General features: G+C 54.5%; 25 protein-coding genes and 1 pseudogene. 15 read left to right on the top strand and 11 right to left on the bottom strand.

Features of this window, described 5'->3' with window-relative positions; translation table 11 throughout:
* Positions 1–253 precede the first annotated feature (253 nt).
* Positions 254–1735: a UbiD family decarboxylase gene (locus IMQ56_RS14615; protein WP_196063971.1), complete on the bottom strand. Its 1482-nt coding sequence runs from the start codon at positions 1733–1735 to the stop codon at positions 254–256.
* 111 nt (positions 1736–1846) lie between these two features.
* Here IMQ56_RS14615 and IMQ56_RS14610 point away from each other — a divergent pair, with 111 nt between their 5' ends.
* On the top strand, positions 1847–2731 hold the full coding sequence (locus IMQ56_RS14610) for a LysR substrate-binding domain-containing protein (protein WP_196063972.1): 885 nt from the start codon (positions 1847–1849) through the stop codon (positions 2729–2731).
* Here the strand turns inward: IMQ56_RS14610 and IMQ56_RS14605 are convergent.
* The gene (locus IMQ56_RS14605; protein WP_196063973.1) at positions 2722–3501 is read right to left on the bottom strand and encodes a LysR family transcriptional regulator; all 780 of its coding nucleotides are present in this window, start codon (positions 3499–3501) and stop codon (positions 2722–2724) included. The two genes, IMQ56_RS14610 and IMQ56_RS14605, sit on opposite strands and share 10 nt — an antisense overlap.
* Positions 3502–3517: 16 nt before the next feature.
* Positions 3518–4399 carry a LysR substrate-binding domain-containing protein gene (locus tag IMQ56_RS14600; RefSeq protein ID WP_039270746.1) on the bottom strand — a complete coding sequence of 294 codons (882 nt, stop codon included), beginning with the start codon at positions 4397–4399 and terminating at the stop codon, positions 3518–3520.
* 109 nt (positions 4400–4508) lie between these two features.
* Here IMQ56_RS14600 and IMQ56_RS14595 point away from each other — a divergent pair, with 109 nt between their 5' ends.
* On the top strand, positions 4509–5093 hold the full coding sequence (locus tag IMQ56_RS14595; RefSeq protein ID WP_015570507.1) for a nuclear transport factor 2 family protein: 585 nt from the start codon (positions 4509–4511) through the stop codon (positions 5091–5093).
* A gap of 117 nt (positions 5094–5210) precedes the next feature.
* On the opposite strand, the gene IMQ56_RS14590 is transcribed toward IMQ56_RS14595, so the two are convergent.
* From IMQ56_RS14590 to IMQ56_RS14580, 3 genes are all read right to left on the bottom strand, one after another.
* Positions 5211–6188, bottom strand: coding sequence for an MBL fold metallo-hydrolase (locus tag IMQ56_RS14590; protein ID WP_017382334.1), 978 nt, complete (start codon positions 6186–6188; stop codon positions 5211–5213).
* A gap of 107 nt (positions 6189–6295) precedes the next feature.
* Positions 6296–7180 (bottom strand): SDR family oxidoreductase, encoded by an 885-nt coding sequence (locus tag IMQ56_RS14585; RefSeq protein ID WP_017382335.1) that lies wholly within the window; start codon positions 7178–7180, stop codon positions 6296–6298.
* A 111-nt stretch (positions 7181–7291) separates the two neighbouring features.
* Positions 7292–7819 carry a GNAT family N-acetyltransferase gene (locus IMQ56_RS14580; protein ID WP_032653615.1) on the bottom strand — a complete coding sequence of 176 codons (528 nt, stop codon included), beginning with the start codon at positions 7817–7819 and terminating at the stop codon, positions 7292–7294.
* A 131-nt stretch (positions 7820–7950) separates the two neighbouring features.
* Here IMQ56_RS14580 and treZ point away from each other — a divergent pair, with 131 nt between their 5' ends.
* Genes treZ through glgX form a run of 3 tightly spaced genes read left to right on the top strand, consistent with a single transcriptional unit; the run spans position 7951 to position 14294 of the window.
* Entirely contained in the window at positions 7951–9738 is a 1788-nt protein-coding gene (gene treZ / locus IMQ56_RS14575) for a malto-oligosyltrehalose trehalohydrolase (RefSeq protein ID WP_032653613.1), read from the top strand.
* Positions 9735–12203, top strand: a complete 2469-nt coding sequence (gene treY, locus IMQ56_RS14570; RefSeq protein ID WP_196063974.1) for a malto-oligosyltrehalose synthase — start codon at positions 9735–9737, stop codon at positions 12201–12203. The genes treZ and treY overlap by 4 nt, the downstream gene beginning before the upstream one ends.
* A gap of 15 nt (positions 12204–12218) precedes the next feature.
* Positions 12219–14294 (top strand): glycogen debranching protein GlgX, encoded by a 2076-nt coding sequence (gene glgX, locus IMQ56_RS14565; protein WP_032103003.1) that lies wholly within the window; start codon positions 12219–12221, stop codon positions 14292–14294.
* Here glgX and IMQ56_RS14560 read toward each other — a convergent pair.
* Positions 14291–14839, bottom strand: coding sequence for a winged helix DNA-binding protein (locus IMQ56_RS14560; protein WP_003857118.1), 549 nt, complete (start codon positions 14837–14839; stop codon positions 14291–14293). The genes glgX and IMQ56_RS14560 overlap by 4 nt on opposite strands.
* A 224-nt stretch (positions 14840–15063) precedes the next feature.
* Between IMQ56_RS14560 and IMQ56_RS14555 the strand changes: the two genes are divergently transcribed.
* From IMQ56_RS14555 to IMQ56_RS14545, 3 genes are read left to right on the top strand one after another with little or no spacing between them, the layout of a single operon-like run.
* Positions 15064–15786: a DUF969 domain-containing protein gene (locus IMQ56_RS14555; protein ID WP_003857121.1), complete on the top strand. Its 723-nt coding sequence runs from the start codon at positions 15064–15066 to the stop codon at positions 15784–15786.
* Entirely contained in the window at positions 15783–16769 is a 987-nt protein-coding gene (locus IMQ56_RS14550; RefSeq protein WP_017382341.1) for a DUF979 domain-containing protein, read from the top strand. Before IMQ56_RS14555 ends, IMQ56_RS14550 begins: the two co-directional genes overlap by 4 nt.
* Before the next feature lie 9 nt (positions 16770–16778).
* Positions 16779–17774, top strand: a complete 996-nt coding sequence (locus tag IMQ56_RS14545) for a DUF2891 domain-containing protein (RefSeq protein WP_047735388.1) — start codon at positions 16779–16781, stop codon at positions 17772–17774.
* 21 nt (positions 17775–17795) lie between these two features.
* On the opposite strand, the gene IMQ56_RS14540 is transcribed toward IMQ56_RS14545, so the two are convergent.
* Positions 17796–19178, bottom strand: coding sequence for an MFS transporter (locus tag IMQ56_RS14540; RefSeq protein ID WP_047741273.1), 1383 nt, complete (start codon positions 19176–19178; stop codon positions 17796–17798).
* A gap of 129 nt (positions 19179–19307) precedes the next feature.
* Between IMQ56_RS14540 and IMQ56_RS14535 the strand changes: the two genes are divergently transcribed.
* The 6 genes and pseudogenes from IMQ56_RS14535 to IMQ56_RS14510 all read left to right on the top strand — a co-directional run bounded on the left by IMQ56_RS14535 (position 19308) and on the right by IMQ56_RS14510 (position 23069).
* The gene (locus tag IMQ56_RS14535; RefSeq protein ID WP_196063975.1) at positions 19308–20237 is read left to right on the top strand and encodes a LysR family transcriptional regulator; all 930 of its coding nucleotides are present in this window, start codon (positions 19308–19310) and stop codon (positions 20235–20237) included.
* A gap of 63 nt (positions 20238–20300) precedes the next feature.
* Positions 20301–20567 (top strand): DUF1778 domain-containing protein, encoded by a 267-nt coding sequence (locus tag IMQ56_RS14530; protein ID WP_003857131.1) that lies wholly within the window; start codon positions 20301–20303, stop codon positions 20565–20567.
* The gene (locus IMQ56_RS14525) at positions 20555–21040 is read left to right on the top strand and encodes a GNAT family N-acetyltransferase (protein ID WP_003857133.1); all 486 of its coding nucleotides are present in this window, start codon (positions 20555–20557) and stop codon (positions 21038–21040) included. The genes IMQ56_RS14530 and IMQ56_RS14525 overlap by 13 nt, the downstream gene beginning before the upstream one ends.
* Positions 21041–21220: 180 nt before the next feature.
* Positions 21221–21549 (top strand): annotated as a pseudogene (locus tag IMQ56_RS14520) (ISNCY family transposase); the annotation flags it as partial.
* Positions 21550–21977: 428 nt separating this feature from the next.
* Positions 21978–22424 carry a DUF3290 domain-containing protein gene (locus IMQ56_RS14515; protein ID WP_047717513.1) on the top strand — a complete coding sequence of 149 codons (447 nt, stop codon included), beginning with the start codon at positions 21978–21980 and terminating at the stop codon, positions 22422–22424.
* Positions 22425–22433: 9 nt separating this feature from the next.
* Positions 22434–23069 carry a DUF421 domain-containing protein gene (locus tag IMQ56_RS14510; RefSeq protein ID WP_196063976.1) on the top strand — a complete coding sequence of 212 codons (636 nt, stop codon included), beginning with the start codon at positions 22434–22436 and terminating at the stop codon, positions 23067–23069.
* Positions 23070–23246: 177 nt separating this feature from the next.
* Here the strand turns inward: IMQ56_RS14510 and IMQ56_RS14505 are convergent, their stop codons facing one another.
* The 3 genes from IMQ56_RS14505 to IMQ56_RS14495 form a co-directional block, all read right to left on the bottom strand.
* Positions 23247–23867 (bottom strand): NUDIX hydrolase, encoded by a 621-nt coding sequence (locus IMQ56_RS14505; RefSeq protein ID WP_196063977.1) that lies wholly within the window; start codon positions 23865–23867, stop codon positions 23247–23249.
* Entirely contained in the window at positions 23867–25159 is a 1293-nt protein-coding gene (locus IMQ56_RS14500) for a glycosyl hydrolase family 28 protein (protein ID WP_196063978.1), read from the bottom strand. Before IMQ56_RS14500 ends, IMQ56_RS14505 begins: the two co-directional genes overlap by 1 nt.
* A gap of 104 nt (positions 25160–25263) precedes the next feature.
* On the bottom strand, positions 25264–26022 hold the full coding sequence (locus IMQ56_RS14495; protein WP_015570520.1) for a DeoR/GlpR family DNA-binding transcription regulator: 759 nt from the start codon (positions 26020–26022) through the stop codon (positions 25264–25266).
* A gap of 86 nt (positions 26023–26108) precedes the next feature.
* Between IMQ56_RS14495 and IMQ56_RS14490 the strand changes: the two genes are divergently transcribed.
* Entirely contained in the window at positions 26109–26693 is a 585-nt protein-coding gene (locus tag IMQ56_RS14490; protein ID WP_196063979.1) for an NUDIX domain-containing protein, read from the top strand.
* Positions 26694–26776 lie beyond the last annotated feature (83 nt).

The following is a 26776-nucleotide window of genomic DNA, read 5'->3' as shown; positions in this document are numbered from 1 at the left end:
GGCAATTTCAGCGTGAGGTTCTTCACCCGTGAAGGAGAGGGTTACCCAGTAATTTGAAAGAAAAAGCTATAACGTTACCTCAGAAAAACTGAGGGCTTTCAGCGATGCCCTAAGTGAACGGAATGACCACCAGCGCCGTATGTTCCCCCTCACCCCAGCCCTCTCCCTCAAGGGAGAGGGGGCCGTCTGTGCAGGCATTATTTTGTGGGAAACCCTCAGCCCGTGAAGGGTGAAGAAGATTTTCCGGTTAACGCTATTTTTTAAACAGTTCAGGCGCCCATGGCGTCGGGTCTACCTCCATAAAGGGCGCACGCTCAAAGCGGGACTTAAGCGCCCAGGGCACCGTACAGTCGAAAATCGTTTTGCAGGTGATCCCGTTGCCACGAATGGAGGGGCTGTAGTCCGGGGCCTGAGACGGATCGAGCTGGTGTCCGCGGATCCCCGGCAGATGGGTGATGCTGACATCGCCCTGCATACGGGTGGTCATCGCCCACAGGATGTCGTCGCTGTCGAAAATATCCACATCTTCGTCGACGAGAATAATGTTTTTAAGCTCGGAATAGGTGGCTAACGCGATGAGTGCCGCCTGACCCTGACGCCCTTCGTCAGAGGGCTGGCGTTTTTTCACCTGCAATACGCCAAGGAACTTGCCGCCGCCAGCGGTATGCGCATAGACGTTTTGCAGAAAACCGGGGATGGCTTCTTCGACCGCATTACGGATGCTGGCCTCCGTTGGCAAACCGGCCAGCGTGGTGTGCTCCTCGCCCGGTCCTACCAGGGTTTGCAGGATCGCCTGATGACGCATCGTGACGGCCTTCACTTTGATTACCGGTAAGGAGGGGTTAGCCTCCCCGCAGTAGCCGGGAAATTCCGGCATCGCGTGCCCGGTGTGGGTATGCTGATCTTCTTCTACACGCACGCCCGGCAGCAGTTCGCCTTCGATGATAATTTCCGCACGCGCTATCGCTTTTTCATTTACGGCCACACCCTGCACCAGCTCTACGGGGGTCTGACGTAACGCGCCGGCGACACCCAGCTCGTTGTAGCCGAAGGGCGTGGTAGGGGCTTCGAAACAGGCGCCAATATAGGTAGCGGGATCGAGACCCATATTGATCGTGACCGGCAACGGTTTGCCCGCCTCCTCGGCTTTCTTACGGAACACTTCAATATGGCGGCCTGCGGCAAGGAACATGGAGAGCTCATCGCGCTCCTGCACGCAGAGACGGTGAATAGTGACATCGGTCAGTGAGGCATCTTCCGGATCGCTTGCCAGCACCAGCCCCAGACAGAAGAACGGACCGGCATCTATCGGCGTGTTGGTCGGTGCCGGAAGCAATTTACGCAGATCGAAGTCCGGATCGTTGGCATAAAACACCTGTTCCTGACACGGCGCCTGTGCCGCTGGAACCACAACGGGAGCAATCGGGTTTTTCACGGCCTGGCCGACATGTTTTGCCAGTTCAGAGGGCTCGCAGCCCAACAGGAGCGCCGCCCGCTCGCGGCTGGCGTGCATTCCGACCAGAATACGCGAGTCGGGATATCCCTTAATAGCGTTAAACATCATCGCCGGGCCAATGCGCGTCGGACGTTTTACCGTGCCGCCAGCACCAATATGCCGGTACACACCCGCCAGCTCCGCGTCAGGATCGACCGGATGGCTGGTTTCAAGGTATTGACCTTCATGGCGTTTGAGCAGTTCGATAGCACTTCTGAGATCGTTGATGTGTTTTTTCATATTTCCCTCCTCGGATGAAGGCTTCCATTCTTAACCGGAAGAAGAGGGCTATCAATTGCATCATTTATGCTATTTTAATAAGAATTTTATTATCAATAATAAAGGCATGGTATGCAGTTTCGACTGATGCGCAATTTTATCGTGGTGGCGGAAGAGCTTCACATGCATCGGGCGGCGGAGCGCCTTAACATGGCGCAGCCAGCGCTGAGCCAGCAGATAAAAACGCTTGAAGATCGTCTTGGGGTCTTGCTCTTTAGCCGGGCGAATCGTCGCCTGACGCTGACGCCAGCCGGTGAGGCATTTCTCAGTAAAGCCAGAGTCGCGATTTTAATGACCGATCAGGCGATTCTGGATGCCAGACAGACGGCCAGAGGGGAACAGGGCGTGCTGAATCTCGGATGTGTTTCAAGTGCGATATTCGACAGTAAGCTGCCCGCCGCGCTGCGGCTTTTACATGAGAAATGGCCCGCCATCAGCCTTTCCATGATGACGGGTAACGTGCAAACCCTTTATACCGGCGTGCAAAGCAACCAGCTGGATGTGGCCATTATTCGTGCCCCGTTACCGCTATTGCCTGACGATCTGCAAAGCCGTCCATTTACAACGGAAAAGGCCGTGCTGGCCTTACCTCGTCAACATAGCCTGGCGGGCTCCGCCGCGCTGACGCTTGCGTCGGTGAAAGAGGAGAAGTGGATCGCCCTGCGCGACCCGGAGGGGATGGGGCTGGAGCAATATTTCTATGATGCCTGCCACAGCGCGGGCATACAGCCTGACGTTGTGCAAAGTGCCACCGATGTCCCCACGGTGATAAGTCTCGTCTCGGCAGGGTTTGGCATCGCCATGCTGCCGGCTTCAGCGAAGGCGATGTGCGTGCAAAACGTCGTCTTTGTGGATATTCTTGACCGACTCCGGGAGAGCGAGCTGACGCTGGTTTGCCACCGGATTATTCGCTCTGAGGTCCTGAAAAAATTGATGAGTATCCTCGATCACACCTGACGTCCGGCGGCCTGAAGAAGCTGTTCACGTAGCCAGCGGTTAGCCGGATCCTGGCTGTTTTTCGGGTGCCAGTACATACCGATGACGATCGGCGGCAGATCCAGCGGCGGCGGAAAAATATCAAGCGTTTGCGTGAACCGTAGCAACATGCGTCTGGGTAGGGTGCAGAGCAAATCGGTACCGGCAACAATCGCAGGCGCCATCGCATAGCTTTGCGTCGACATCACCACGTTACGCTGGTGGCCAAGCCCCGCCAGATGCTGATCGACAAAGCCTGCGAACGGGTCGCCCTCGGATGAAACCACCAGGTGGGAAAGGCTACAATAGCTTTCCAGATCCATCGGTCCCGTACCGCGCGGATGGCCTTTTCGCTGGGCGGTGGCATATTCATCGTCAAACAGCTTGCGTCTGACCCATGCATCGTGCGCCCCCGCGTTAACGCCGACATAAATATCCACATCGCCATTTTCCATCTGCGCTGGCAGCAGCGGGGTTTCCGGGAGCGCAAAACGCAGGCGGATGCCTGGTGCTGCGCTGCTAATCTGATTCTGCAACTCTGCCCCCAGCATCAGCGCCGGGTTCTCGTGCAGGGCAATCACAAAGGTGCGGGTGCTGTTATGCGCGTTGAACGTGGTGGGTTCAAGCATCGCCGGCTGGCTGATGCCCAGCCGCGCGGCGGCATGGGTGATATTCTGATCCCTGAGTAACGCATCCAGCGTCAGGATCAGGTCCATATCCATATCGGAGGAGGGCATCTTATTGTGCGTCATAGCTTGCTGCCGTTGTTCAACAGGGAAGGTTAGCCATTGCCAGAAAAGCAGTCACTGCATTACCTGGCTCCTGCATGCGGCTGATCATGACCAGATTTGCGGTCAACGCCTGAGCATTCAGGTTGCGGTAAATCAGTCCGGGTATTTGCACCTGTTGCAGGGGGGCGGGAACCAGCGCCAGACCGAGCCCGGCTGCGGCAAATGCCAGAACGCTTAGCGTACTGCTTGAACGATGTGCCACGCAAAAACCATCCCCGAGCTGCTGCGCCAGCAGCACAGTCAGATTTTCATTGGCGTCATGCGCGTCGTACAGGACCAGGGGATGACCGGCGAGCATTTCAACGGAGAGGTGCGGATGGATGGCTAAGGGATGATCGTCACACATTGCGATTATCATCTCCCAATTTCCGGTTTTCTGCACCCTGATCTGCGGATCGGCTGTCGTACTGTTATCCGGTGTATAACCGACATCAATATGCCCTGCGAGGATCGCAGCTACCTGTTTCTGGGGAGCGATTTCCTGAATGGTGACTTCTGCATCCGGATGGGTTTTACGGAAGCGACGTACATCGGTAATCATTTTGCCACTAAAAATGGCGTTACCGGCAAAACCGACCCGTACACGCCCTGTCTCTCCCCGTATCGCACGCTGGACTGCCAGACGCGTGTGTTCCATCTGTTCCAGCATCAGTCTGGCTTCGCTGAGAAGAAGCGATCCGGCCTCAGTAAGTTCCACACGACGGCTGGTGCGGATAAACAGCGGACCGCCTAACTCGGTTTCAAGGGCTTTAATCTGCATGCTGAGCGCAGGCTGAACAATATTGAGTCGCTCAGCCGCGCGTCCAAAATGCTCTTCTTCTGCAACAGCCAAAAAATAGCGTAAGTGCCGGAGTTCCATTGCCACCCTGATTCATCATTAAAAATGATTGTTTAGTAAAATATATATATTTGAGTATAAACCGCTTCACGGCCAAACTGAACGCATCAACTCAAACAGGAACCAAACAATGCAAACTCACCAACTGCAAGACCGTCAGGATCTTAACGACCTCATGAATGGCTGGATGCACCGCGACCTGGGCGAATGGGAGCAGCTGCGTAATCTTTTTCATCCGGACGGCACAATCGAAATTACCTGGTTCGAAGGGCTCGCGAGCGATTTTGTCGAGGGTTCCATGCGTATGGGCGCTTCAGATTTGCGCACAAAACATATGATTGGCTCGCCCGTCGTCACTTTTAACGACCGCGGCGACAAAGCGATTCTTGAAACCAATGCGATGATCATCGCTGAAAATATAAAACTTAATATTGGATGCGAATGCCACAATCGTTTCTACGATCTGGCAGAAAAGAGAGAGGGCGTATGGAAGCTGTTCCATCGTCAGAGCATCTACGACATGGGTATTTTCACCTTTCCGCTGGGCCCGGTTGAGATTGATTCAAAAATTGCTGCCAACTATCCGCGGGAATATGCCGCGCTAGCTTATCTGCTGGAACAAAGCGGTTTTCCCCTCGGCCGCGTATTTGCCACGCGTGACAGTGAACTAGAAGCGAATATGAAAGCGAACGCAAAAAAATGGCTGGCTGTCTGACAGGTTGAGCGCAGGGCCGAACAGATTTCGCCGGCTGGTTAATACCCGGCCGCGGGGCCCTGGGCGTGAGATAGCGGTCCCAGGCTGAAATATTTAGCCTGGGACGCAGAGACTCTCTTATTGGGCGTCCCGGTTGGTATAGGTCACCGGAACCCACGCGTAGCCTTCCCGCTCACCTTTCTTCACATACCCGATCCCGGGGAAAGGCAGATGTGGCGCCGCAATCAGATCTTTGTTTTTCACAAACTCAGCGAACGCTGCGTTGCGTACCCGGGCGGCTCCGTCCTGATCCTCATCGTAAGCAATCGTCACGTTGGGCTGTGGGAACTGAACCGCGGCAACGTGAATGATGTCGCCGACAAAGGTAATTTTTTCACCTTTGCTCTCCAGCGTGTAGAACGCGGACCCTGGGGTGTGGCCCGGGTGAACCGTACCGCTGATGCCCGGCAGAAGCTGTTCCGTCCCGGAGAAAGTCTTCACTTTTCCGGCATCCAGATAGGGCTTTAAGGTCTTGTGCGCGACGTCGAAGTAGTTCTGGTCATAGCCAGATTTTTTCTGGTTCTCGTCGTTAAAGAAGAAATCGATATCCGGTTTGCCGACATACACCTGTGCGCGGGTAAATACGCGCTGACCGTCTTTGACCAGGCCGCCTGCATGATCGGAGTGCGCGTGGGTGATCAGGATATCGGTGATGTCCTGCGGCCTGATACCCTGCGTCGCCAGGCTTTCAATCAGCCGCCCGCCTTTGCCGGGGCCAAAGAGCTGACCGGAGCCGGTGTCCACCAGAATTTTGTGGCCGGGCATAGCGATATAGAACGCGTTAATCGATGCTTCCACCGGATTGGCCTGGAAGTTTTTGGCCAGTAACGCATCGGTATTTTCCGCCGTCGTCCGGCGCAGTAAGGCGTGCAGGTCCTGCGGCACGCTGCCGTCCGTAAAGGCGGTGACAATCGTATCGCCAACCTGAACGCTGTAGCCGCCGGCCTGCTGTTTCACCACATGCTGCGGAACGCTGGCCACCGCGTGGATCGCGGGAAAGAATAAAACCGAACCGGTCAACAGGGTTGATAACGCAAGTTTTTTCACAGTAAACATGATGGGCTCCTCAATAGTAAGTTCATCATAGTTCAACTGAGATTTTTGAGAACAGCAGGGAAGTGAATGTGACCTATCCATGAAATGGATAGGTCTGAGAGGATGCTTTACAGCACGCCGGTACCGCCGTCAGAGCACCATACTTGTCCGGAGGCGTATGAGCAGGTATCTGAGGCAAAAAGCACATACAGCGGTGCGATTTCAACCGGCTGGCCCGGTCGGCCCAGGGGCGTATCTTCCCCGAACTTCTGAACTTTGGACTGCGGCTGACCGCCGCTGGACTGAAGAGGCGTCCAGTATGGACCTGGCGCGACGGCATTCACCCGAATGCCACGCGGCCCCAGCTGCTGAGCCAGAGACTTGGTAAAGGCCACGTTACAGGCTTTGGTCTGCGCATAGTCCACCAGGATCGCGCTCGGTTTAAACGCCTGAACGGAAGTGGTGTTGATGATCACGGCGCCTTCCTGCAAATGGCGCAGCGCAGCTTTAGTGATCCAGAAGGGGGCATAGACGTTGGTTTTAAACGTCGCGTCGAAATCTGCCGTGGTGAGATCGTCGATCGATTCGCAGTACTGCTGGCGTCCAGCGTTGTTCACCAGGATATCCAGGCCACCCAGTTCCGCGACGGCTTTTTCCACCAGCGTATCGCAGAACGACTCCACGCGAATGTCGCCGGGAATGGCGACCGCTTTACGGCCTTCGGCCCGAATCAGCGCAATGACCGATGCCGCATCGGACTCCTCTTCCGGGAGATAGCCAATAGCCACATCTGCACCTTCACGGGCATAGGCGATCGCTACCGCGCGACCAATTCCGGAATCACCGCCGGTAATCAGCGCTTTTTTTCCTGCCAGTTTTCCTGACCCGATATAACTTGTTTCACCATGATCCGGTATTGGCTTCATTTCCGATGCCAGCCCGGGGGCCCTTTGCGGTTGTTCAGCAAACGGTGGACGAGGGTAATGCAGCGTGTGATTATTTCCTGTAGACATACCGGCCTCCTTAATAGTGAATTCCAAGATTAGTCGTTAATTAAACGTAAGCGGGCAAAATTGACAAATTCAGACAAATCTATCTTCCGGTAGCGGATATAAAATATTTTCTCAAGCCAGCATGTAATACCAGAAAAGGGCGACCTCATCTTTTTCCGGCAGGGCGTTGTAAAGATAGCGATCGTAACCGCCCAGAATAAATCCATAGTGACGATAGAACTGACAGGCAGAAACATTAACGTTCTGCGTCTCCAGCCGTAAGCCGGGCGCATTGAGGCTTCGCGCCCAGACGTGGGTGGCGGACATCAGCTTGTGCGCCGCGCCCGTACGGCGTTTTGAACGCTCCACGGCAATGTAATCCACCGAAATAAATTTATTCCAGTTGCAGGACGCGGTAATAAAACCGGCGATTTCACCGTCATCCGTTTCGGCGATAAGAAATATTGAATCCGGATTAACGCAATGATTTTCCAGCGTCTGGAGATCAAGTTCATAGGTTTTAAGATAAGGTTCGGTCAGCGCCTCGATATGCAAATCACCATTGAGAAATGGCTCTCTGGCAATCTCATCAACCTTGAAAGAAAAATCACAACATTCAAGGCGGGCGAGGTCTGTACTTAATCCTTTTCGAATATGCATAGTATTCCTTAAGTGGGAGTTATAAATAGATAATAGACGAAGCGGCATCCCCTGCTGGCATAACACTCTGTAGATCCTGGTCTAAGCTTGTATTTCGTTCCGCGTAAAAGGTGGTCATTCGAGGACAATGAATGGAATTCAGAACATGTCGCAGGCACTGGGGTGCTGAGTTTATTTCCGATGACGTTGTACGTTTTCGCGTCTGGGCAGAAGGGCAGAAAGATCTCACATTACGTTTAACCGATACCGACATTCCCATGGCGGCGGTGGGCGACGGCTGGTTTCAGATTGACGTGCCCGGCGTCAGGCACGGTACGACCTATCAGTTTGTTTTACAGGATGGAATGGCGGTGCCGGATCCGGCCTCACGCGCGCAGCAGGCTGACGTCAACGGCCCGTCGGTGGTGATCGACCCGCGTCGCAGCCAGCCCACTCAGCGGGAATGGCAAGGACGACCGTGGGAAGAGACGGTGATCTACGAGCTGCATATCGGCACCTTCACCGGGGAAGGAACCTTCAGGGCGGCCATCGACAAACTGCCTTATCTGGCCGGGCTGGGTATTACGCAACTGGAAGTGATGCCCGTGTCCCAGTTCGGGGGCGCGCGCGGATGGGGGTATGACGGCGTACTGCTGTATGCCCCGCACTCGGCTTATGGCACACCGGATGATTTTCATGCCTTCATTGATGCCGCCCACGCGCTCGGGCTTTCCGTGGTGCTGGATATCGTACTCAACCACTTTGGCCCGGAAGGTAATTACCTGCCGTTGCTCTCGCCAGCGTTTTTCCATCAGGATCGTATGACCCCGTGGGGCAACGGTATTGCCTATGAGGTTGAGGCCGTCCGGCAATACATCGCTGAGGCGCCGTTATTCTGGCTCTCGGAGTATCATCTTGACGGTCTGCGCTTCGACGCCATCGACCAGATCCATGACGACGCTGAGACCCATATTCTTCCCGAGATAGCGCAACGGATCCGCGACGCATTTCCGGATCGGCATATCCATCTGACCACCGAAGACAGTCGCAACGTGATTTTCCTGCATCCGCGCGATGAGCATGGTCAGACGCCGCTTTTCACCGCCGAATGGAATGATGATTTTCACAACGCCGCGCATGTCTTCGCGACAGGGGAATCACACGCCTATTATCAGGATTTTGCCTTTGAGCCGGAGAAAAAACTGGCGCGGGCGCTGGCAGAGGGCTTTGTCTACCAGGGGGAAATCTCGCTTCAGACCGGAAAATCGCGCGGGGTAGAGTGTCGCGAGCAACCTCCGCAGTTTTTTGTCGATTTTATTCAGAATCACGACCAGGTCGGCAACCGTGCCCAGGGGGAGAGGCTTATCTCTCTGGCAGGCGCGGATAAAACGCGTGTGCTGTTCGCGGCGCTACTTATGTCGCCCCATATTCCGCTGCTGTTTATGGGCGAGGAGTATGGCGAAACGCATCCGTTCCTCTTTTTCACCGACTTCCACGGCGACCTGGCGAAAGCCGTGCGGGAAGGGCGCGCGAAAGAGTTCACCGGCCATGCCGGGCACGATGAAACCGTACCGGACCCCAATGACGTAAATACCTTTATGCGGTCGAAGCTTGACTGGAACAAGGCAGACACGGAGGAAGGCAGGGCGTGGCTGCACGCTACGCGCGAACTGATTGCGCTGCGTCAGCGCTTTATCGTCCCGCTACTGAAACAGCGGGGCGCCGTGGAGGGTAACGTCCTGCATACGGCGCTCGGCATGGTTGCCGTGAGCTGGCGTTTCCCGTCCGGTACGCTGTCGCTGGCGCTGAATATCGGCAAAAAGCCGCTCGCCTTACCGAACCTGCCCGGAAAAACGATCTTTAGCTGGCCGGAGGCAGTCGATAACCTGCCGCCAAACAGCATTGTTGTTCGCTTAGCTGATGGAGAAGCAGCGCTATGATCCCTTCCTCTACTTACCGAATTCAGTTTCGCAACGGCATGACCTTCGATCGCGTGGTGGACCTGATTCCGTATATGAAAGACCTTGGAATTAGCCATCTTTACGCGTCGCCTGTTTTCACCGCAACCACGGATTCCACCCACGGCTATGACGTGACCGACCCCAACGAAATCGACCCGGCGATTGGCGGGCGGGAAGGGTTTGACCGCATGGCGGCGGCGCTGAAACAGGCGGGGATGGGGCTGATTCTGGATATCGTTCCTAACCATATGTCGACCTCGCTGGAAAACCGCTGGTGGCGCGATGTTATAGAACAAGGCAGGCAGAGCCGCTATGCGGCGTATTTTGATATCGACTGGTCCCGACCGCTGACGTTGCCGTTTCTTGGCGACACCTTTGAAGCCGAGCTGGAGCGGGGGGCTATCACCTTAAAACGTGACAGTGTCACCAACAGCGCGGCGCTGGTTTACTATGATACCGCCTATCCGCTTAATCCCGGCACGTATGCCGAAGGCAAGAGCATCGCTGAGATCCACGAGGCGCAAAGCTGGCGGCTGATGTCCTGGCGGGAAGCGCCGAAACAGCTTTCATGGCGGCGCTTTTTTGAAATCACCGGGCTGGTCGGCGTGCGGGTAGAGGATGAGGCGGTCTTCGCAGACACGCACCGCCTGATCCTTGAGCTTGTTCACGCCGGGGTTGTCGATGGCCTGCGCATTGACCATGTGGACGGGCTTGCCGATCCGCTGGGCTATTTGGAGCGCCTGCGTGCGGCGACCGGACCGGATTGCTACATCACGGTAGAGAAGATCCTCGCCAAAGGGGAACAGCTTCCTCCGGAGTGGCCGGTCTCGGGTACAACGGGCTATGAGTTTATTGCCTCTCTGGCGGAAGTGCTGGTGGATGATACCAACCTCTCTCGACTGGAGACGCTCTACGACGAGACGCTGGGTACGACCGTGGACAGGCAGGCGGAACTTCGCAAAGCCAAAGGGCTGATGACCGATCGTAATTTTGAAGGTGAATTTACCACGCTGCTCAAAATAGCCAGCGAGCTGGCCGGGCATAACGGCGCCCAAGTGGAGCATGAGTATATCCGCCATGCCCTGCGCGAGCTGCTTATCGCGTTTCCGGTGTATCGCACCTACGGCACCGGAGAGGGGCTGACGCCACCGGATGTGGCGCTGCTCAGTCGCGTGGTCGCCAGCGTCGACACCTCTGAACCCGCGCTCAGCCTGATCGTGCGTATTCTCACCGGCGATCTGCCGGAGGATGACCACGCGCTGGCCTCGCTTTTCCGCACCCGTTTTCAGCAACTGACCGGGCCGCTGATGGCGAAATCGGTAGAGGATACGCTGTTCTTTCGCCATAACCTGGAGCTGGCCCTGAACGAAGTCGGCGCCGACCCGACGCCGCGCGCGTTTTCACTTTCCCGTTTTCATCAGGAGATGCGTATTCGTCTTGCCCGCCAGCCCGATGCGCTGCTGGGAACCTCCACCCACGACACCAAACGCGGCGAGGATGCGCGAGCGCGACTATACACGCTGACGGAAGCGCCAGATCTGTGGGGGGAAAACCTGGCGCGCTGGCGGCAGATGAACCAGACGCAGGTCCGATTCCTCAACGACGGCACCGCGCCGAACGCCGCCGACACCTGGATGATCTTCCAGGCGCTGGCGGGCGTCTGGCCAGCCACGCTGTCGCCAGACGATCGTGATGGTCTTAAGTCACTGGAAGAGCGTTTCCTCGGCTTTATTGAGAAAGCCCTGCGCGAGGCCAAGCAGCGTACCGACTGGATCGACAGCAACGAAGGGTACGAGAGCGTGGTGCTGGACTACGTGCGCCATCTGCTCTCCCCGGATAACACCCTGTTCCTGCGTGATTTCAGTGCCGCACTCCAGCCGTTTATTCGGGCTGGGTTAATGAACAGCCTGAGCCAGACGGTGATCAAGCTGACTGCGCCAGGCGTACCGGACATCTACCAGGGCAGCGAAGGGCTTAACTTCAGCCTGGTCGACCCGGATAACCGCCGCGAACCGGATTTCACCGCGCTGGCGGAAAACCTCAGCGTAGCGGATGGAACCATTTTTAACGATGCGCAACGCTGGCGAGACGGCAGCGTGAAGCAGTACGTCACCGCCACGCTGTTACGGCTGCGGCCGCATTACCCCGCGCTTTTCCGCTACGGCGACTGGCTGCCGCTGAAGGTGACCGGCGAGCGGGAAGAGAATCTGATCGTTTATGCCCGCATAAAAGATGACGAGGCGCTGATCGTCGCCGTGCCGCGTCTGGTGTTTGACGTCACCGACAATGCGATGCTGTGGGCCAATACTACGGTGGCCATACCCCAGGAGCTGGCCGGGAAGCACTACCGGGATCTGTTTACCGGTGAGCGCCGCCTTCTGCCAGAGACGCTGGATTTAACGTCTGAAAAGGGATGTTTGTTGGTTCTGCTTACCTGCGACTAATCGAGGAGAACAAAAATGCCAAAGGATACAACGTTTGAAATTCGGGCCGGTCATGGCCAGCAGTTGGGCGCAAATTATGACGGGAAAGGGGTGAACTTCGCTCTGTTTTCCGCCCACGCGGAGCGGGTAGAGCTGTGTCTGTTTGATCCTTCGGGAAAAACAGAAATAGCCCGCCTGGAACTGCCGGAATATACCCATGAGGTCTGGCACGGCTATGTGCCGGATCTGAAACCGGGGGCGCTGTATGGTTACCGTGTGTATGGCCCTTACGATCCGGAGAACGGTCACCGCTTCAATCCCAATAAGCTGCTTATTGACCCCTATGCCCGTGAACTGGTGGGTGACATTGAGTGGAACGATGCCCACTTCGGCTATGAGCTGGGACACGATGAGCTGGATCTCAGCTTTGATACGCGAGACAGCGCGCCGTTTACGCCCAAATGTAAGGTCATCGACCCCAATGCCGTCGACTGGCAAGACTCCCGCCGACCCGATATCCCGTGGCCGCATACCGTGGTTTATGAGAGCCACGTAAAAGGCTTTACCCAGCTTAACCCGGCTATTCCGCCTGAACTGCGCGGTACGTTTGAGGGGATGGGGCATAAAGCGTCGGTGGAGTACATCAAAAGCCTCGGCATTACCTCGGTCGAGCTGCTGCCGGTTCACTGGTTCCCTGACGATCAGCACCTGCTCGATCGCGGTCTGAAAAACTTCTGGGGCTATAACTCGCTCGGTTTCTTTGCGCCAGCGTCCCGCTATTACGGCCCGGCGGGGATCCAGGGTTTCCGCGACATGGTGCGTGCCTATCATGACGCGGGCATCGAGGTGATCCTCGACGTGGTCTATAACCACACGGCGGAGGGCAACGAGCTGGGGCCAACCCTGTCGTTTAAGGGAATTGATAACTTCTGTTATTACCGCACCATGCCGGATCAGCACCGGTATTACATCAACGACACCGGCACCGGGAACACCGTTAATACTTCCCACCCGCGCGTATTGCAGATGGTCATGGACTCCCTGCGTTACTGGGCAGAATCGATGCAGATTGACGGTTTCCGCTTTGATCTCGGGACCATTCTTGGACGTGAGCCGGAGGGGTTCGATCCGCGCGGCGGCTTCTTCGATGCCGTGACCCAGGATCCGGTGCTGTCGAAGCTGAAGCTCATCGGTGAGCCGTGGGATATCGGCCCCGGCGGGTATCAGGTGGGAGGCTTCCCGCCTGGCTGGGGTGAGTGGAACGACAAATACCGCGATACGGTACGTGAATACTGGAAGGGGGATAACGTCTCTAACGATTTTGCCGCCCGTCTGTTAGGGTCCGGTGATTTGTACGATCTGCGCGGGCGTCGTCCGTGGGCCAGCGTCAATTTTATCACCGCGCATGACGGCTTCACGCTGAATGACCTGGTGTCGTACAACGAGAAACATAACGCCGATAACGGGGAAGATAATAACGACGGACATAACGATAACCGGTCGTATAACTACGGCGAAGAGGGGCCGACGGAGAATCCGGATATCATCGCCACCCGCGAGCGGCAAAAGCGCAACTTCCTCACCACGCTCTTCTTCTCGCACGGCACACCGATGCTGCTGGCAGGCGATGAGTTTGGCCGGACGCAAAAGGGCAATAATAACGGCTATTGTCAGGACAGCGAGATCTCCTGGGTAAACTGGAAAGGGCTCTCTGAAAACGACGAGAAGCTGCGCGACTTTACCCGTCGGCTGATTGCCCTGCGCGCGACGCAGCCGCTGCTGCGACGTGAGAACTGGCGCGACGGGCTGGAGATCCGCTGGTTTAACGCCGGTGGCGGACCGCAGCAGTCGGAACAGTGGGACGAGGGTTCCACCCTTGGTCTTGCCATCAGCCGTCCTGATCTTGAGCAGGAAGAGGGCGTCTGGCACGACGTGCTGATGCTGTTTAACCCGTTTGAAGGTACGGTGCCATTCCAGATCCCCCAGTTTGGCGAAGGGGGTTGGGTGCTGGAGCTTTCGACGGCGGATGAGGCCCCCACAGGGGAAATCATCACGGAATCCGTCGATTATGAACTGGCCGGGCGGAGTATGACGCTTTTCCGCCGTCCTTAAAGCGAGGCCGCCGCGCGTGCGGCGGTATCATACAGGGAGGAGATCGCGCGGAGTAACTGCGCGGTCTCGCCAATTGATGCTCCCGGAATGCCGCTTTCCGCATGAATGTTGATCAGGCAGGCCTCCCGCACCTCCCGGTACTTCATGCACAGCGCTTTTCCCTCCTCCGTGGTGGAGAAAAAAAGCTCTTTTCCGGCTTTCTCGCTGGTGACATATCCCGCCTTGACCAGCTTTTTCAGCGCATACGTCACCACGTGGGTATCTTCCACGTTCAGCACAAAGCAGATGTCGGCCAGCTTTTTCTTGCGGTTGCGGTGATTCACGTGGTGCAGAAGCGAAACGTCAAAGGCCCCCATATCCGGTTCACCCGCAGCGGTCATGCAGCGCACCATCCATTTGTTAAACGCATTGCTGGTCATGATCAGCGCATATTCCAGCTCTGATAATTCAGCACACCGCTCTGAGACGAGATGACGGGAGGAGACGATTCGCCCGTCCGCAATATCGTCGTGGTTTAACGCTGTCGTCTTTTTCTTTACTGTCATAACAATCCTTCCCCCGAAATGTAAACCCGTCGATAAAATAAGAACATTTTATTGATAAATTGTTTACATGTTTTTGACGTTCAGATATAGCTTTTTAGTGCAGGTTCTGTGGAGCCTGACGCAAAACACAACATCGCGCGCCGTAATGCACCGGCTTCGCTCTGCTGCGAAGTATAAAAAATAGCCGTCGGCGCGCAACGCTCACTTTGGATAGGGTAACGTTTATGGACAGTTCTACACTGTTGCCACTTATCGGGATTCCGGTGGTGGTTATTGGTTTTGCACTGCGTTTCAACCCGCTGCTGGTTGTCGTGGTGGCGGGGCTGGCGACGGGCCTGCTGGTTGGCATGGATTTCGGTATGCTGCTGGAAACCTTTGGCGAAAAGTTCGTGAATAGCCGATCGCTTGCCACCTTCATTCTGATCCTGCCGGTGATTGGCCTGCTGGAGTATTACGGGCTGAAAGAGCGCGCCCAGGCCTGGGTCGCGAAGATCGCCAGCGCCACCTCGGCGCGTATCCTGATGCTCTACTTTGTCGCCCGCGAAGGGACGGCTGCGCTGGGCCTGATGTCCCTTGGCGGCCACGCGCAAACGGTGCGTCCGCTGCTGGCGCCGATGGCGGAAGGGGCGGCCCTGAATGAATACGGCGAACTGCCGCAGACTATCCGCGACAAAATCAAAGCCCATGCCGCCGCGTGTGACAATATCGCGGTTTTCTTTGGGGAAGATATCTTTATCGCCTTTGGCGCGGTACTGCTGATTGATGCGTTCCTGAAAGAGAACGGGATCGAGGGGATCGAACCGCTGCATATCGGCCTGTGGGCCATTCCGACCGCTATTGCGGCACTGATCATCCATATGACGCGTCTGCTGCGCCTCGACGCCAGCATTCGTCGCGACGTGATGGCCTGGAAAGCAGAGCAGGGTACGCAGGAGATCGCACCATGATGACCCTCATCACCATTAACCGCGTGTATTACCTGATCGGCTTCGTCGTGATGCTGCTGGTTGTGATGACCCTTCGCGACCGCGCTAACCCGAAACGCTATACCACGGCGCTGTTCTGGTTTCTGTTCGGCGGGATCTTCCTGTTTGGCGATCTGATGGTGCAGGAGCTGGGTAAGTCGCTGGCGTATCGCATTATTGGCGGCGCCGTTATCGTGATTGCGCTGCTGGCCGGTTTCGGGCTGGTCGGGAAGGGGCACTATAAAATGTCCACCGAGGAGGAGCGTGTTGCCTCGTCGAACCGGCTGAAAAACTGGCTGTTTTTACCGGCACTGATGATCCCCGTGGTAACGGTCATCGGGACGCTGTTTCTGAAAGGCGTGTCGATTGGCGGCGTTTATCTGCTCGACCAGAAACAGCTTACGCTGGCGGCGCTGTGCGTGGCCTGCGTGGCGGCTATCCTTACCGGCTGGTGGCTAACAAAAGGTACGCCGCTGCATGCGGTGCGTCAGTCGCGTCGGCTGGTCGATACCATTGGCTGGGCGGTGATCCTGCCGCAGATGCTGGCCATGCTCGGCGGGGTGTTTGTGGTGGCGAATACCGGCGAATCGGTACAAAAGGTGGTCAGCCTGTTTGTGAACCCGGACAGCCGCTTCATGCTGGTGGTCATTTACTGCGTGGGGATGGCGCTGTTTACCATGATCATGGGTAATGCCTTCGCAGCCTTCCCGGTGTTAAGCGCCGGTATCGCTCTGCCATTCCTGATTAACGTCCATCACGGTAACCCGGCGCCGCTGCTGGCTATCGGTATGTACGCAGGCTATTGCGGCACGCTGATGACGCCGATGGCCGCCAACTTCAACATTGTGCCCGCCGCGCTGCTGGAGCTAAAAGACAAATATCAGGTTATCAAGATCCAGATCCCGACCGCGTTAACCCTGCTGGTGGTGAACGTGTTCTTAATGTATTTCCTCGTGTTTCGCTAAGGAGCTGCAATGGAATTAACGCAACATCAGGCTGACGCCTTCGCCAGAATGCCGTTGACCTATTTACGTCAGGAATACCCGAACCACATTATGCATCTGCTCAACGGTGACGGCGACGTTCTGCCGCCTCGCGAGCTGCACCCGATCTTTTACGGCTGTTTTGACTGGCACTCTGCGGTGCACGGCTACTGGCTGCTGCTGCGCTGCCTGCGTCTCTGGCCCGAACTGCCGTGCCGGGAAGAGATCATCACTCTGTTCGAAGAACACCTGACCGACGAGAAGGTGGCGAAGGAGCTGGCCTATTTTACCGCGCCGTTCCGCGCGTCGTTTGAGCGGCCTTATGGCTACGGCTGGCTGCTGGCGCTGGCGCAGGAGCTGAAACAGTCGTCACTGCCACAGGCGGAGCGCTGGTACCAGACGCTGCAACCGTTAACGCGGGATATTCGCCAGCGGCTGGTGGATTACCTCAGCAAGCTCACCTATCCCATCCGCGTCGGAACACATTACAACACGGCGTTTGCGCTCGCGCTGGGGCTGGATTATGCCCGGGCGGTGACGGATGACGGGCTTGAACAGGCGATCCTGGACGCGGCGACGCGCTTTTATCATACGGACACGCAATATCCGGCGCATTATGAGCCGGGCGGCGACGAGTATATCTCCGGGGCGCTGACCGAGGCGTTACTGATGAGTAAGGTGGTAGAGAATTTCCCGGCCTGGTTCGATGCGTTTCTGCCTGAAGTGGGTGCCGTTTCAGCGCTGATGAACCCGGCTGAGGTAAGCGACCGCACCGACCCGAAAATCGCACATCTGGACGGGCTTAACCTCAGCCGCGCGTGGTGTATGAAGCACATTGCCCGCGCTTTGCCGAAAAACCACCCGGCGCAACAGGCGTTACAGGATGCCGTTGCGCGCCATCTCTCGGCAAGCGTGGAGCATGTTGTCGGCAGTCACTACAGCGGCGGCCACTGGCTGGCGAGTTTTGCGCTGCTGGCGCTGGAGTAGCGCTTAGTTATATTTTCGTGCTCATCCTGTTTCCGCAGGATGAGTGATTTTACGCAACCGGCTCGCGCTGACGACGACCGCTACCGCAGAAGCTGCGGCGGCGACCCACAGCGCAACATGAATTGACCTTTCATCTGCGGCCAGCAGAACGGCCACGGCGGCGGCGCCCAGACACTGCCCGAACGTGCGCATAATGGATAAAACACCGGATGCATAGCTCGCATGCTCACGAATAACGTTGGAGAGCATTTCCCGGTTATTGGGACTCTGAAAGCAGCCAAACCCCACTCCGCACACCAGACTCCGCAGGCAGATATCCCACACTGAAGGGCGGTCGGGTAATGTTGCCAGCAGGATCAAACCGACGACAAAAATCATCAGCCCCAGGGTGGATATCGCCGGGGCTGAAATCGTGTCTGCCCACCGGCCTGCATGCGGCGCAATCAGTACGATCCCTAGCGGCCACGGCGTAAACAGCAGGGCAGACAACACCGGGCTGTAGCCGTATTCGCTCTGAAACAGGAAGGGCAGCGCAATAAAGGTGATCCCCTGGCTGACAAAAGCAATCATCGACGTGAAGGCCGCGAGGGTAAAGCGTTCATTTTTAAACATCATCGGCGGCAGTAAGGGGTTATCCGCGCGGCGGATCTGCCAGATAAACGCCATGCCGCTCAGCGCAGCGAGCATTGTCCAGCAAAGGCTACCGGGATGATAGTCCTGGAGGCTGTTCGCCGCCATGATCGTCGATCCCAACAGCAGCGCCGACAATATGGCGCCCGGGGTGTCGAAAGGCGCTTGCTTTCGAACCGCATCCCGCGGCAGCGCTTTGACCGCCAGCAGTAAGGCGAGGGTGCCGGGAACAACGTTTATCGCAAACAGCCATTGCCAGCTCAGGGTGTGAAGGATCGTCCCGCCCAATACCGGGCCGATAGCGGAGCTGGAGGCGATGAGCAGGGCGTGTAACCCCAGAATGCGGCCAAGCAATCGCCCGGGAAATACGGACCGCAGGATTGCGGGGGCAATACTGAGCGTCGCCGCGCCGCCGATCCCCTGAAGCACGCGCATACCGATAAGCACTTCGGGTGTATTCGCCAGCGCGCAACCCAGTGATGTCAGGGTAAAGGTCGTCAGGCCTGCCAGAAATACGGGGCGATAACCCAGGCGGGCCGCAAGCGCCGCGAATATCGCCAGCGTCATCGCAGCCGCCAGCAGATACCCGTTGGCGAACCAGACGGCAATACTGGCAGGTACCTGCATCTCCTGAGCCATGGAGGGCAGGGCAATGTTGATCATGGTGCCATCAAACACGCCCATTAAGGTGGTGGTCATAATTGCGGCCATCACCCGTGCGCGCGCCGGGCCGGGAAGTCCTTCGTCGCCGGGTTGACTGGAAAAGAGCGTCATTATGTTGTCCTCTGAGAAGAGTGTATGGATGACAAAACTATAAAGATGGCTTTTACAGGGCGGAAGGCGCACCATTTGCACTTTATCGTTGCACGAAACGCCTTATCTGAATGAACAGGAATGAGCGCTATGACCGATCCTGATTTTAATTTACTGATTGCACTCGACATATTGCTGAGCGAAGCGAGTGTCGCAGGTGCAGCACGTCGTCTGAACCTCAGCACCTCGGCCATGAGCCGGACATTAAGCAGGTTACGCGACGTTACAGGCGACCCGATCCTGGTGCGCGCCGGGCGTAGCATGGTACTGACCCCGTGGGCCGAAGCGACCCGGGATCGCGCCAGGCGTGCAGTGCACGAGGCGAGGGCGGTATTGCAGCCCTCAACTGAAACGTTCAGCGCGCAAAGTCTGGCGCGTCTTTTTACCATCAGGGCAAACGATGGTTTTGTGGTGGCGTTTGGGCCTGCGCTCATAGCGGCTGTGGCCGACGCCGCGCCGGACGTCTGTATACGCTTCGCGCCTAAGCCGGAAAAAACGTCGCGCTATCTTCGGGAAGGGCTGGTTGATCTGGAGATTGGCGTCCAGAGCAATATGGGGCCTGAAATACGGCTGCAACGGTTGTTTGAGGATCGATTTGTGGGCGTCGTGCGTAAGGGACACCCGCTGGCTAAGCAGGCAGAAATAGGCGTGAAGGATTATGTCGCCTGGGGCCATGTGGTAGCGTCACCCGAGGGCGCGTTGCACGGTTCCGTTGACGATGCGCTGGCCGAACTGGGGACAAAACGTAAAATCGTCAGCGTCGTACCGGGATTTCCGACGGCACTGTCCGTGGCGCTGGAATCAGATCTTATCGCCATGATACCCGCGCTCTATTTACTCAATCAGCAGGTAACGGACCAGATACACGTTTTCGAGCTGCCGTTCAGAAGCCGTCGTATTACGGTATCGCAGATGTGGCACCCAAGAATGGAACGCGACCCTGGTCACCGCTGGCTGAGAGAGCAAATTCTTGCGATATGCGGTGTGGAGAGGTCAGACATGATTAAGGGTTCTGTATAGCGATTGCTATACACAGCGCTTATGCTATGCTTGTAAAGCAATTGCTATACAAGAGGTATACCTATGAAATCAGATGTTCAACTCAATCTCAGAGCCAAAGAATCCCAGCGGGCGCTTATCGATGCCGCCGCAGAGATCCTCCATAAATCACGCACGGACTTCATTCTGGAGATGGCCTGTCAGGCAGCCGAGAATGTGATCCTCGATCGACGTGTATTCAATTTTAACGATGAACAGTACGCAGAGTTCATTGACATGCTCGATGCCCCGGTCGCGGACGATCCTGCCATAGAAAAACTGCTGGCAAGGAAACCTCAGTGGGACGTGTAACAGCACCAGAGCCGTTATCCAGCGTTCATCAACTGGCGGAGTTCGTCAGTGGAGAGGCCGTGCTTGACGAATGGCTAAAACAAAGAGGTCTGAAAAACCAGGCGCTCGGCGCAGCCCGAACATTTGTCGTTTGTAAAACGGGCACGAAGCAGGTCGCGGGATTTTACTCTCTGGCTACCGGCAGCGTTAACCATACGCAAGCGACAGGTAATCTGCGGCGTAACATGCCGGATCCCATTCCCGTGATTATACTTGCCCGTCTGGCTGTGGATGTCTCGTTACGCGGAAACGGGTTGGGAGCCGATTTACTCCACGATGCGGTTTTACGCTGTTATCGGGTAGCTGAGAATATCGGGGTGCGAGCGATCATGGTTCATGCACTCACTGAGGAAGCCAAAGCGTTTTATATCCACCATGGTTTCAAAGCATCGCAGACTCAGGAACGGACACTGTTTCTCAGGCTTCCTCAGTAGAGGCAAAGGGAGGGGGTAGGATGCGATGGGCTTATCTGACGAGGGATAGGCTTCATAATATTCAATTTAACATAATATACATTATACGTACTAAGGTTGTAACAGCAAAATTGTAATGTCCGTTCTGGGATAAGGATAAGTTAAGTGTACATCACATAGATTCACCATCGAGGGATTCTGATGACGGCACACGCAGCGGAGTTTTTCACTATGGACAAAGTTAACCGACTCAAAATCATTCAGGACGTTGTCGTCCAGCCTCTGACCACACTGATGGCCGCGCAGCGCCTTGATATTTCAGACAGTCACAGCCAACGCCTTCTGTTGCGTTACAATGAATCTGGCCCACTGGGTATGGCTGGCCGTCGTCGCGGGAAACCCGGCAATAATCAACTACCGGATGGTCTTGCCCGGTACGCATTCAATATTATCCGCGAACGCTATACTGACTTTGGGCCTACGCTGCCAGCGAGGAACACGAAGAACTGCACGATGTTCACCTGTCAAAATATTGGGAAGTACATTGAGGTCTGGCATTACCCGGATGGCCGGAAAGAACTCAGGCTAAACGGAGTCATCCTTCCCTACTCCACTTATAATCGTATTCAGGAAATTGATTAGGCTGCTATCGTGGACAACAAGCGCCTCGGGCAGATTCCTTAGTTTATTAAGCTGGTTCAGGACAAACGTTAGAAGATTATTTATACTCTGAATTCTTTTTCCGGTAGTGAGTGACCTGTATGGAAGAAAGATTAATGCCCGACATGAGCGAAGAACGGAAGTTCTGAATGCTACTAACATTGAGATGACTTGAGTCATAACAAGCAAGTCAACATAGTTGGCTTAAGGATAATGATCAATTTCAGCTGATAACTAATAAATGGAAATGTTTTACTATAATAAAATGTGGTTTTGAGGGGTTAGGGAATGAACTTATATGAAATTTTATAGCATAGATTATCTACAAATGCAGTCTAATATCAATGACTATTTAAAATACATAGTTATATTTAGTACTTTATTTATCTTGATCGTTGTTTTTAGCCTGTATATGCGTCATCGCCTGCAAACCAAATATCGTGACTTAACAATCATAGTTTTCTTGTTTTTGCTCTTCATTTCTGGTGTTCAGTATGCTGATTATACTGATAGTCAAAATATACATTCCCAATCCTCGCAAATGGTTAATTTTGTTAGGCTCCTATCACAAAAAAATGATGTGAATGTAAATGCTATATTTTCCAGTTCCGTACAACTCTCTGATGGCATTATCGTTAAAATTAGTGATGTTTTTTATCGCGTCAATTTGAGCCCGGATCAAAAAACATACAATTTAGTAGAGGTTTCGTTAGTAAACCCAGAAATAGAAATCATAACAAACTGAGGTGTGGAAATGATAATTTATTTACCTATCATTATAAAGTTGGGCTTGGGGATACTGTGTTTAATTGTTCAAATAAATCTTATGGGAAAAGGAAATCTGGCCCCCTCATCTGCAATGGACCAGGTTCAAAACTATGTGCTGGGGGGAATTATAGGAGGCGTAATTTACAACGAATCTATATCGGTTCTTCAATTTATTCTGGTACTAATCATATGGACTCTTTTGGTCTTCGCTCTTAAATTCCTGAAGGAAAACAATCGATTAATTAAAAGGATAATTGATGGGAAACCGATTACCTTAGTACACAATGGCAGTGTTAATGTTAAGGAGTGTTTACGGAATGGTGTTTCTGCAAATGATCTAATGTTCAAATTAAGAGCAAATGGAATTTATGAGATAGAACAACTAAAACGCGTCGTTCTCGAACAAAATGGGCAATTAACCATCATACAAAGTGGCGATGAAAATATACGCTATCCAATTATAGTGGACGGTTTGGCCAACCATGACCTGCTAGAAATCCTTAATAAAGACAGTGAATGGTTAGAAACTGAAGTTGCAAAGAAAGGCTTCAGTAAAATTAGTGAAGTATATTTAGGTGAGTACTTGTCAGGTAGGATTAATTTATACGGATATGAAAAATAACATCCAAACAATAACACCATTTTATCAGGAGGCAGCCATTTCTGGTGTGCCTCCGCCTAAGAATATTGACATTAACGTCCGCTCCTGGCACAGAGCAAATATTTGAGCTTTGCGCTGCCCCGGGCATCTGAACTTGGCTTTGAAAATGATGTGGAGACTCAATATTAATCTAAAACGTTATGATTTAGAGATCATATTTTTTGTTCTCGCCAGCAGGAATGCCGTAACTGAGGTGGCGTCAGTGATTTTGCCGTCACGTATTAATTGAGCAAAGGCACTAATTTTAAGTTTTTTCACCGTCAGGCCGTATTCTTCCTCCTCCAGTTGCTGGCCGGTAAATGTCAGCTCCGTGGCAAGGTAAATATGATAACCCTGGGCTGAATAACCCTGTGCGAGCTTTTGATAACCGACGTACTCCATTTTCCCGGCGTTTAACCCGGTTTCTTCTTTAAGCTCGCCTCTGGCAACGTCTTCAGGTGCAGCGTCGCGAGAACATTCCCAACTTCCCTGAGGGAGTTCTGTGGTTCTCTGGCCCAGAGGGTATCGGTATTGTTCAACCAGATAGATTTCATCATTCTCAACCGGAATGATGACCACGAAATCATCTTTTTCAATGACGGAATAAAGCCCCTCGCTCCCATCGGCTCTCAGAATCCGGTCTTCCTTTAGCGACATCCAGCGGTTACGATAAATCTGTCTCGATTCCAGTGTTTTTATCTCTTTCTTCACGGTAAGCCCCTGATTTCTTTGCTTGTAGCTCTCTAACAGTAACGTTAACGCCTTCACCGTGCAATACATCAACGCTCATAACTGTCGTTACGGTCTTGCGTGTTCTCCACGGCAGTCACCTGCACATCCTTAAAGCGCAACCCATCCACACCGGAAATTTTCCCGAACTCTGACGCGTCAATCAAAATTCCGTCCAGCGTTAACCCGGTCACAGGACGCTCCGGATACCCCTCAATGAAAAATGCACGCGAGAAATATTTGTTGTCTGAGCGACGCGCCGACATATTTTTAATCGTCAGTCCGCTGACCGCAGTAAGACCGGCTTCGCCCTCAACACCTTCAGCCAGCTTGCGCCAGTGTTCTGGTTTATCAGATAAATTTCCCGGGTCGCCATAGCTGTACTGCGGAAACCAGTTCAGCTGGATCAGCACCGGAAAACGTACGTCCGTAAGATGTAAATTTTGGACGGTGATATCACGGATAAACCCGCCCCGGTTGCGGGCCGACTTAATGCGAAACCCGACGCCCGTACCGTTAAACGCGTTATCTTCTATCAGGACGCGTTCAATGCCGCCTGAGGTTTCGCTCCCCAGCGTGATCCCGGACCCCTTATTCAGCGTACAACCGCGAATCACTATATCCCGTGCGGTACGTGCTTTTTGCGCTGCTTCGCGTCCTCGTCCTGATTTTATGCAGATATTGTCGTCATTACAGGAAACAATGCAGCGTTCAACCCGCACCTGTTCACAGGAATCGATATCAATCCCGTCGGTGCTCGGCCCCGCAGAATTGCTGATTTGCACGCCCTCAACCGTGATATGGCGCGAATAACAGAGGTGCACGTTCCAGAATCCGGACTCCCGACTGGTAACATCACGCAGCAGAATGCTCTGGCTTTCAAAGACCAGAATATTGCGCGGGCGCTGACAGTCGTAATCAACCACCCAGCGCAATCCTCTGGCGCTGTAATCGCCGACCATGCCGCTGCGCTCGTCATCGCCCCAGAAGCGTTGCCACCAGATAACACCCTGCCCGTCTATTGTGCCTGTACCGGTAATACTGACGTTTTCACAATCGATGATATTAATAATGCCTGCCGGCCAGCGCATATCAATGCCGGCCACCCGGGTGTTTATCAATGGATAATCAGCCAGATCCTGGCTTCCAACGAGCTGTGCGCCAGCGTCCAGGCGAAGCGAAACACCGCTTTTCAGGAACAGTGCTCCGGTCAGAAAACGGCCTTGCGGAATAACAATGACATCGTTCTGTTGAGCGCTATTTATGGCCTGCTGAATGGCAGACGTTGACAGGCGTTGCGCGGTTGGGTCCGCGCCGCACGCCAGAATGGAGATCGCTTTCATGGCTTGTCCTTAAACAGATGAAAGCCTTAGTTTAGAAATCCGCGAGAAGGATAACCTTTGTCTGTTTGACAGCCACGCGGTCAGGCTGGCAAAAAAGCGGATATTTACTGGCTTGCGATCACCGCAACGCCCTTTTCTTTCAGAGCGCTCACCCAGCGTTCATCCGTTGTGTTTTCAACAACCAGCGTATTCACCAGCGACAGGTCGCCAATCACAAACGCCGAGGCCGTGTTGATCTTTTCCGGTGAGGCCAATACCACCGTTTCCGCCGCTCTGCCGGAAAATGCACGTTTGATGCACGCTTCTTCGTAATCTCCTGTGGTCAGCCCGGCCTCAGGATGGACGCCGGTGACCCCCATGAAGAACAGATCCGCATGAATATTATTGATGCCTTCAATAGCGGCCGCGCCGACCGTGACGATGGAGTGTTTATACAAACGACCACCAATCAGGATCACCTCTATGCATGGATGGTCGACCAGCCCCAAAGCGATACCCGGGCTGTGCGTCACCACGGTTATCCGTAAATCGGGTGGTAAGAACGTAATAAGTTCGGAGGTGGTCGTCCCGCCATCAATGATCACCACCTGCCCCGGTGAAATAAGCTGCGCGCCTCGACGTGCCACGCGTTTTTTTGCATCCATTTTAACGGACTGACGCTCGGCAAAAGGCGCAATCGCTGACGATGCTGGCAGTGCGCCGCCGTGAACACGCTGCAAACGCCCTTCTGCCGCCAGTTCACGTAAATCCCGGCGGATAGTGTCCTCAGACACCGAGAAAAAGAGGCTGAGCGCAGTAGACTGGACCTGACCTTCCGCCTCCAGTTTTTCCAGAATCAACTGTTTACGCTGGCTTGTGAGCATGAATTATCCCTGTTGTTGCACGATATGCCTTGTATTTGCACGATAGTGCTGTTTATGATGCTTACTCTACGAGAGGAGAGCCAAACGTGCGATCAAAACGTGCAGATATACGCATTATCAACAGCGAAACGTTGTCCGACAACTGGTATAACCTGAAAAAATATACTTTTGACCTCCAGCGCAGCGATGGCGACTTGCAGCGACAAGAGCGTGAAGTGTATGACCGGGGGAATGGCGCGACGATCCTGCTCTATAATCGCGACAGCAAAACCGTCATTCTGACGCGTCAGTTCCGTTTCCCGGTGTTTATAAATGGTCACGAAGAGGATCTCATTGAGGCGGCCGCCGGGTTGCTCGATAACCTTGACCCGGAAAGCCGGATTAAGGCCGAAGCGGAAGAAGAAACCGGGTATAAGGTGACGCGCGTAGAGAAAATTTTTGAGGCCTATATGAGCCCGGGCTCGGTTACCGAGAAACTCTACTTCTATCTGGCGGAATATCATCCGCAGGATCGGACCAGCGCGGGCGGCGGCGTTAAAGCAGAGGGAGAAGATATCGACGTACTGGAAATGACGCTGGACGACGCGCTTCGGGGCATTGAAAATGGGCAGATTGTCGACGGAAAAACCATCATGCTGCTCTATCACCTGGCCCTGAAAGGCATTTTATAATCTCACCATTAGCCAGATACCTGCCCCGGCGCAGGTATTTGCCTGTGCTATTCTTGCTGAACACCTCAACATGGAGATGCGAA

Origin of the sequence: Enterobacter sp. Res13-Sevr-PEC09-46 (genome assembly GCF_015672585.1) — a bacterium.
GTDB lineage: Bacteria > Pseudomonadota > Gammaproteobacteria > Enterobacterales > Enterobacteriaceae > Enterobacter > Enterobacter hormaechei_C.
The sequence above is the reverse complement of the archived record's forward strand: the minus strand, read 5'-3'. Positions and strand labels throughout refer to the sequence as shown.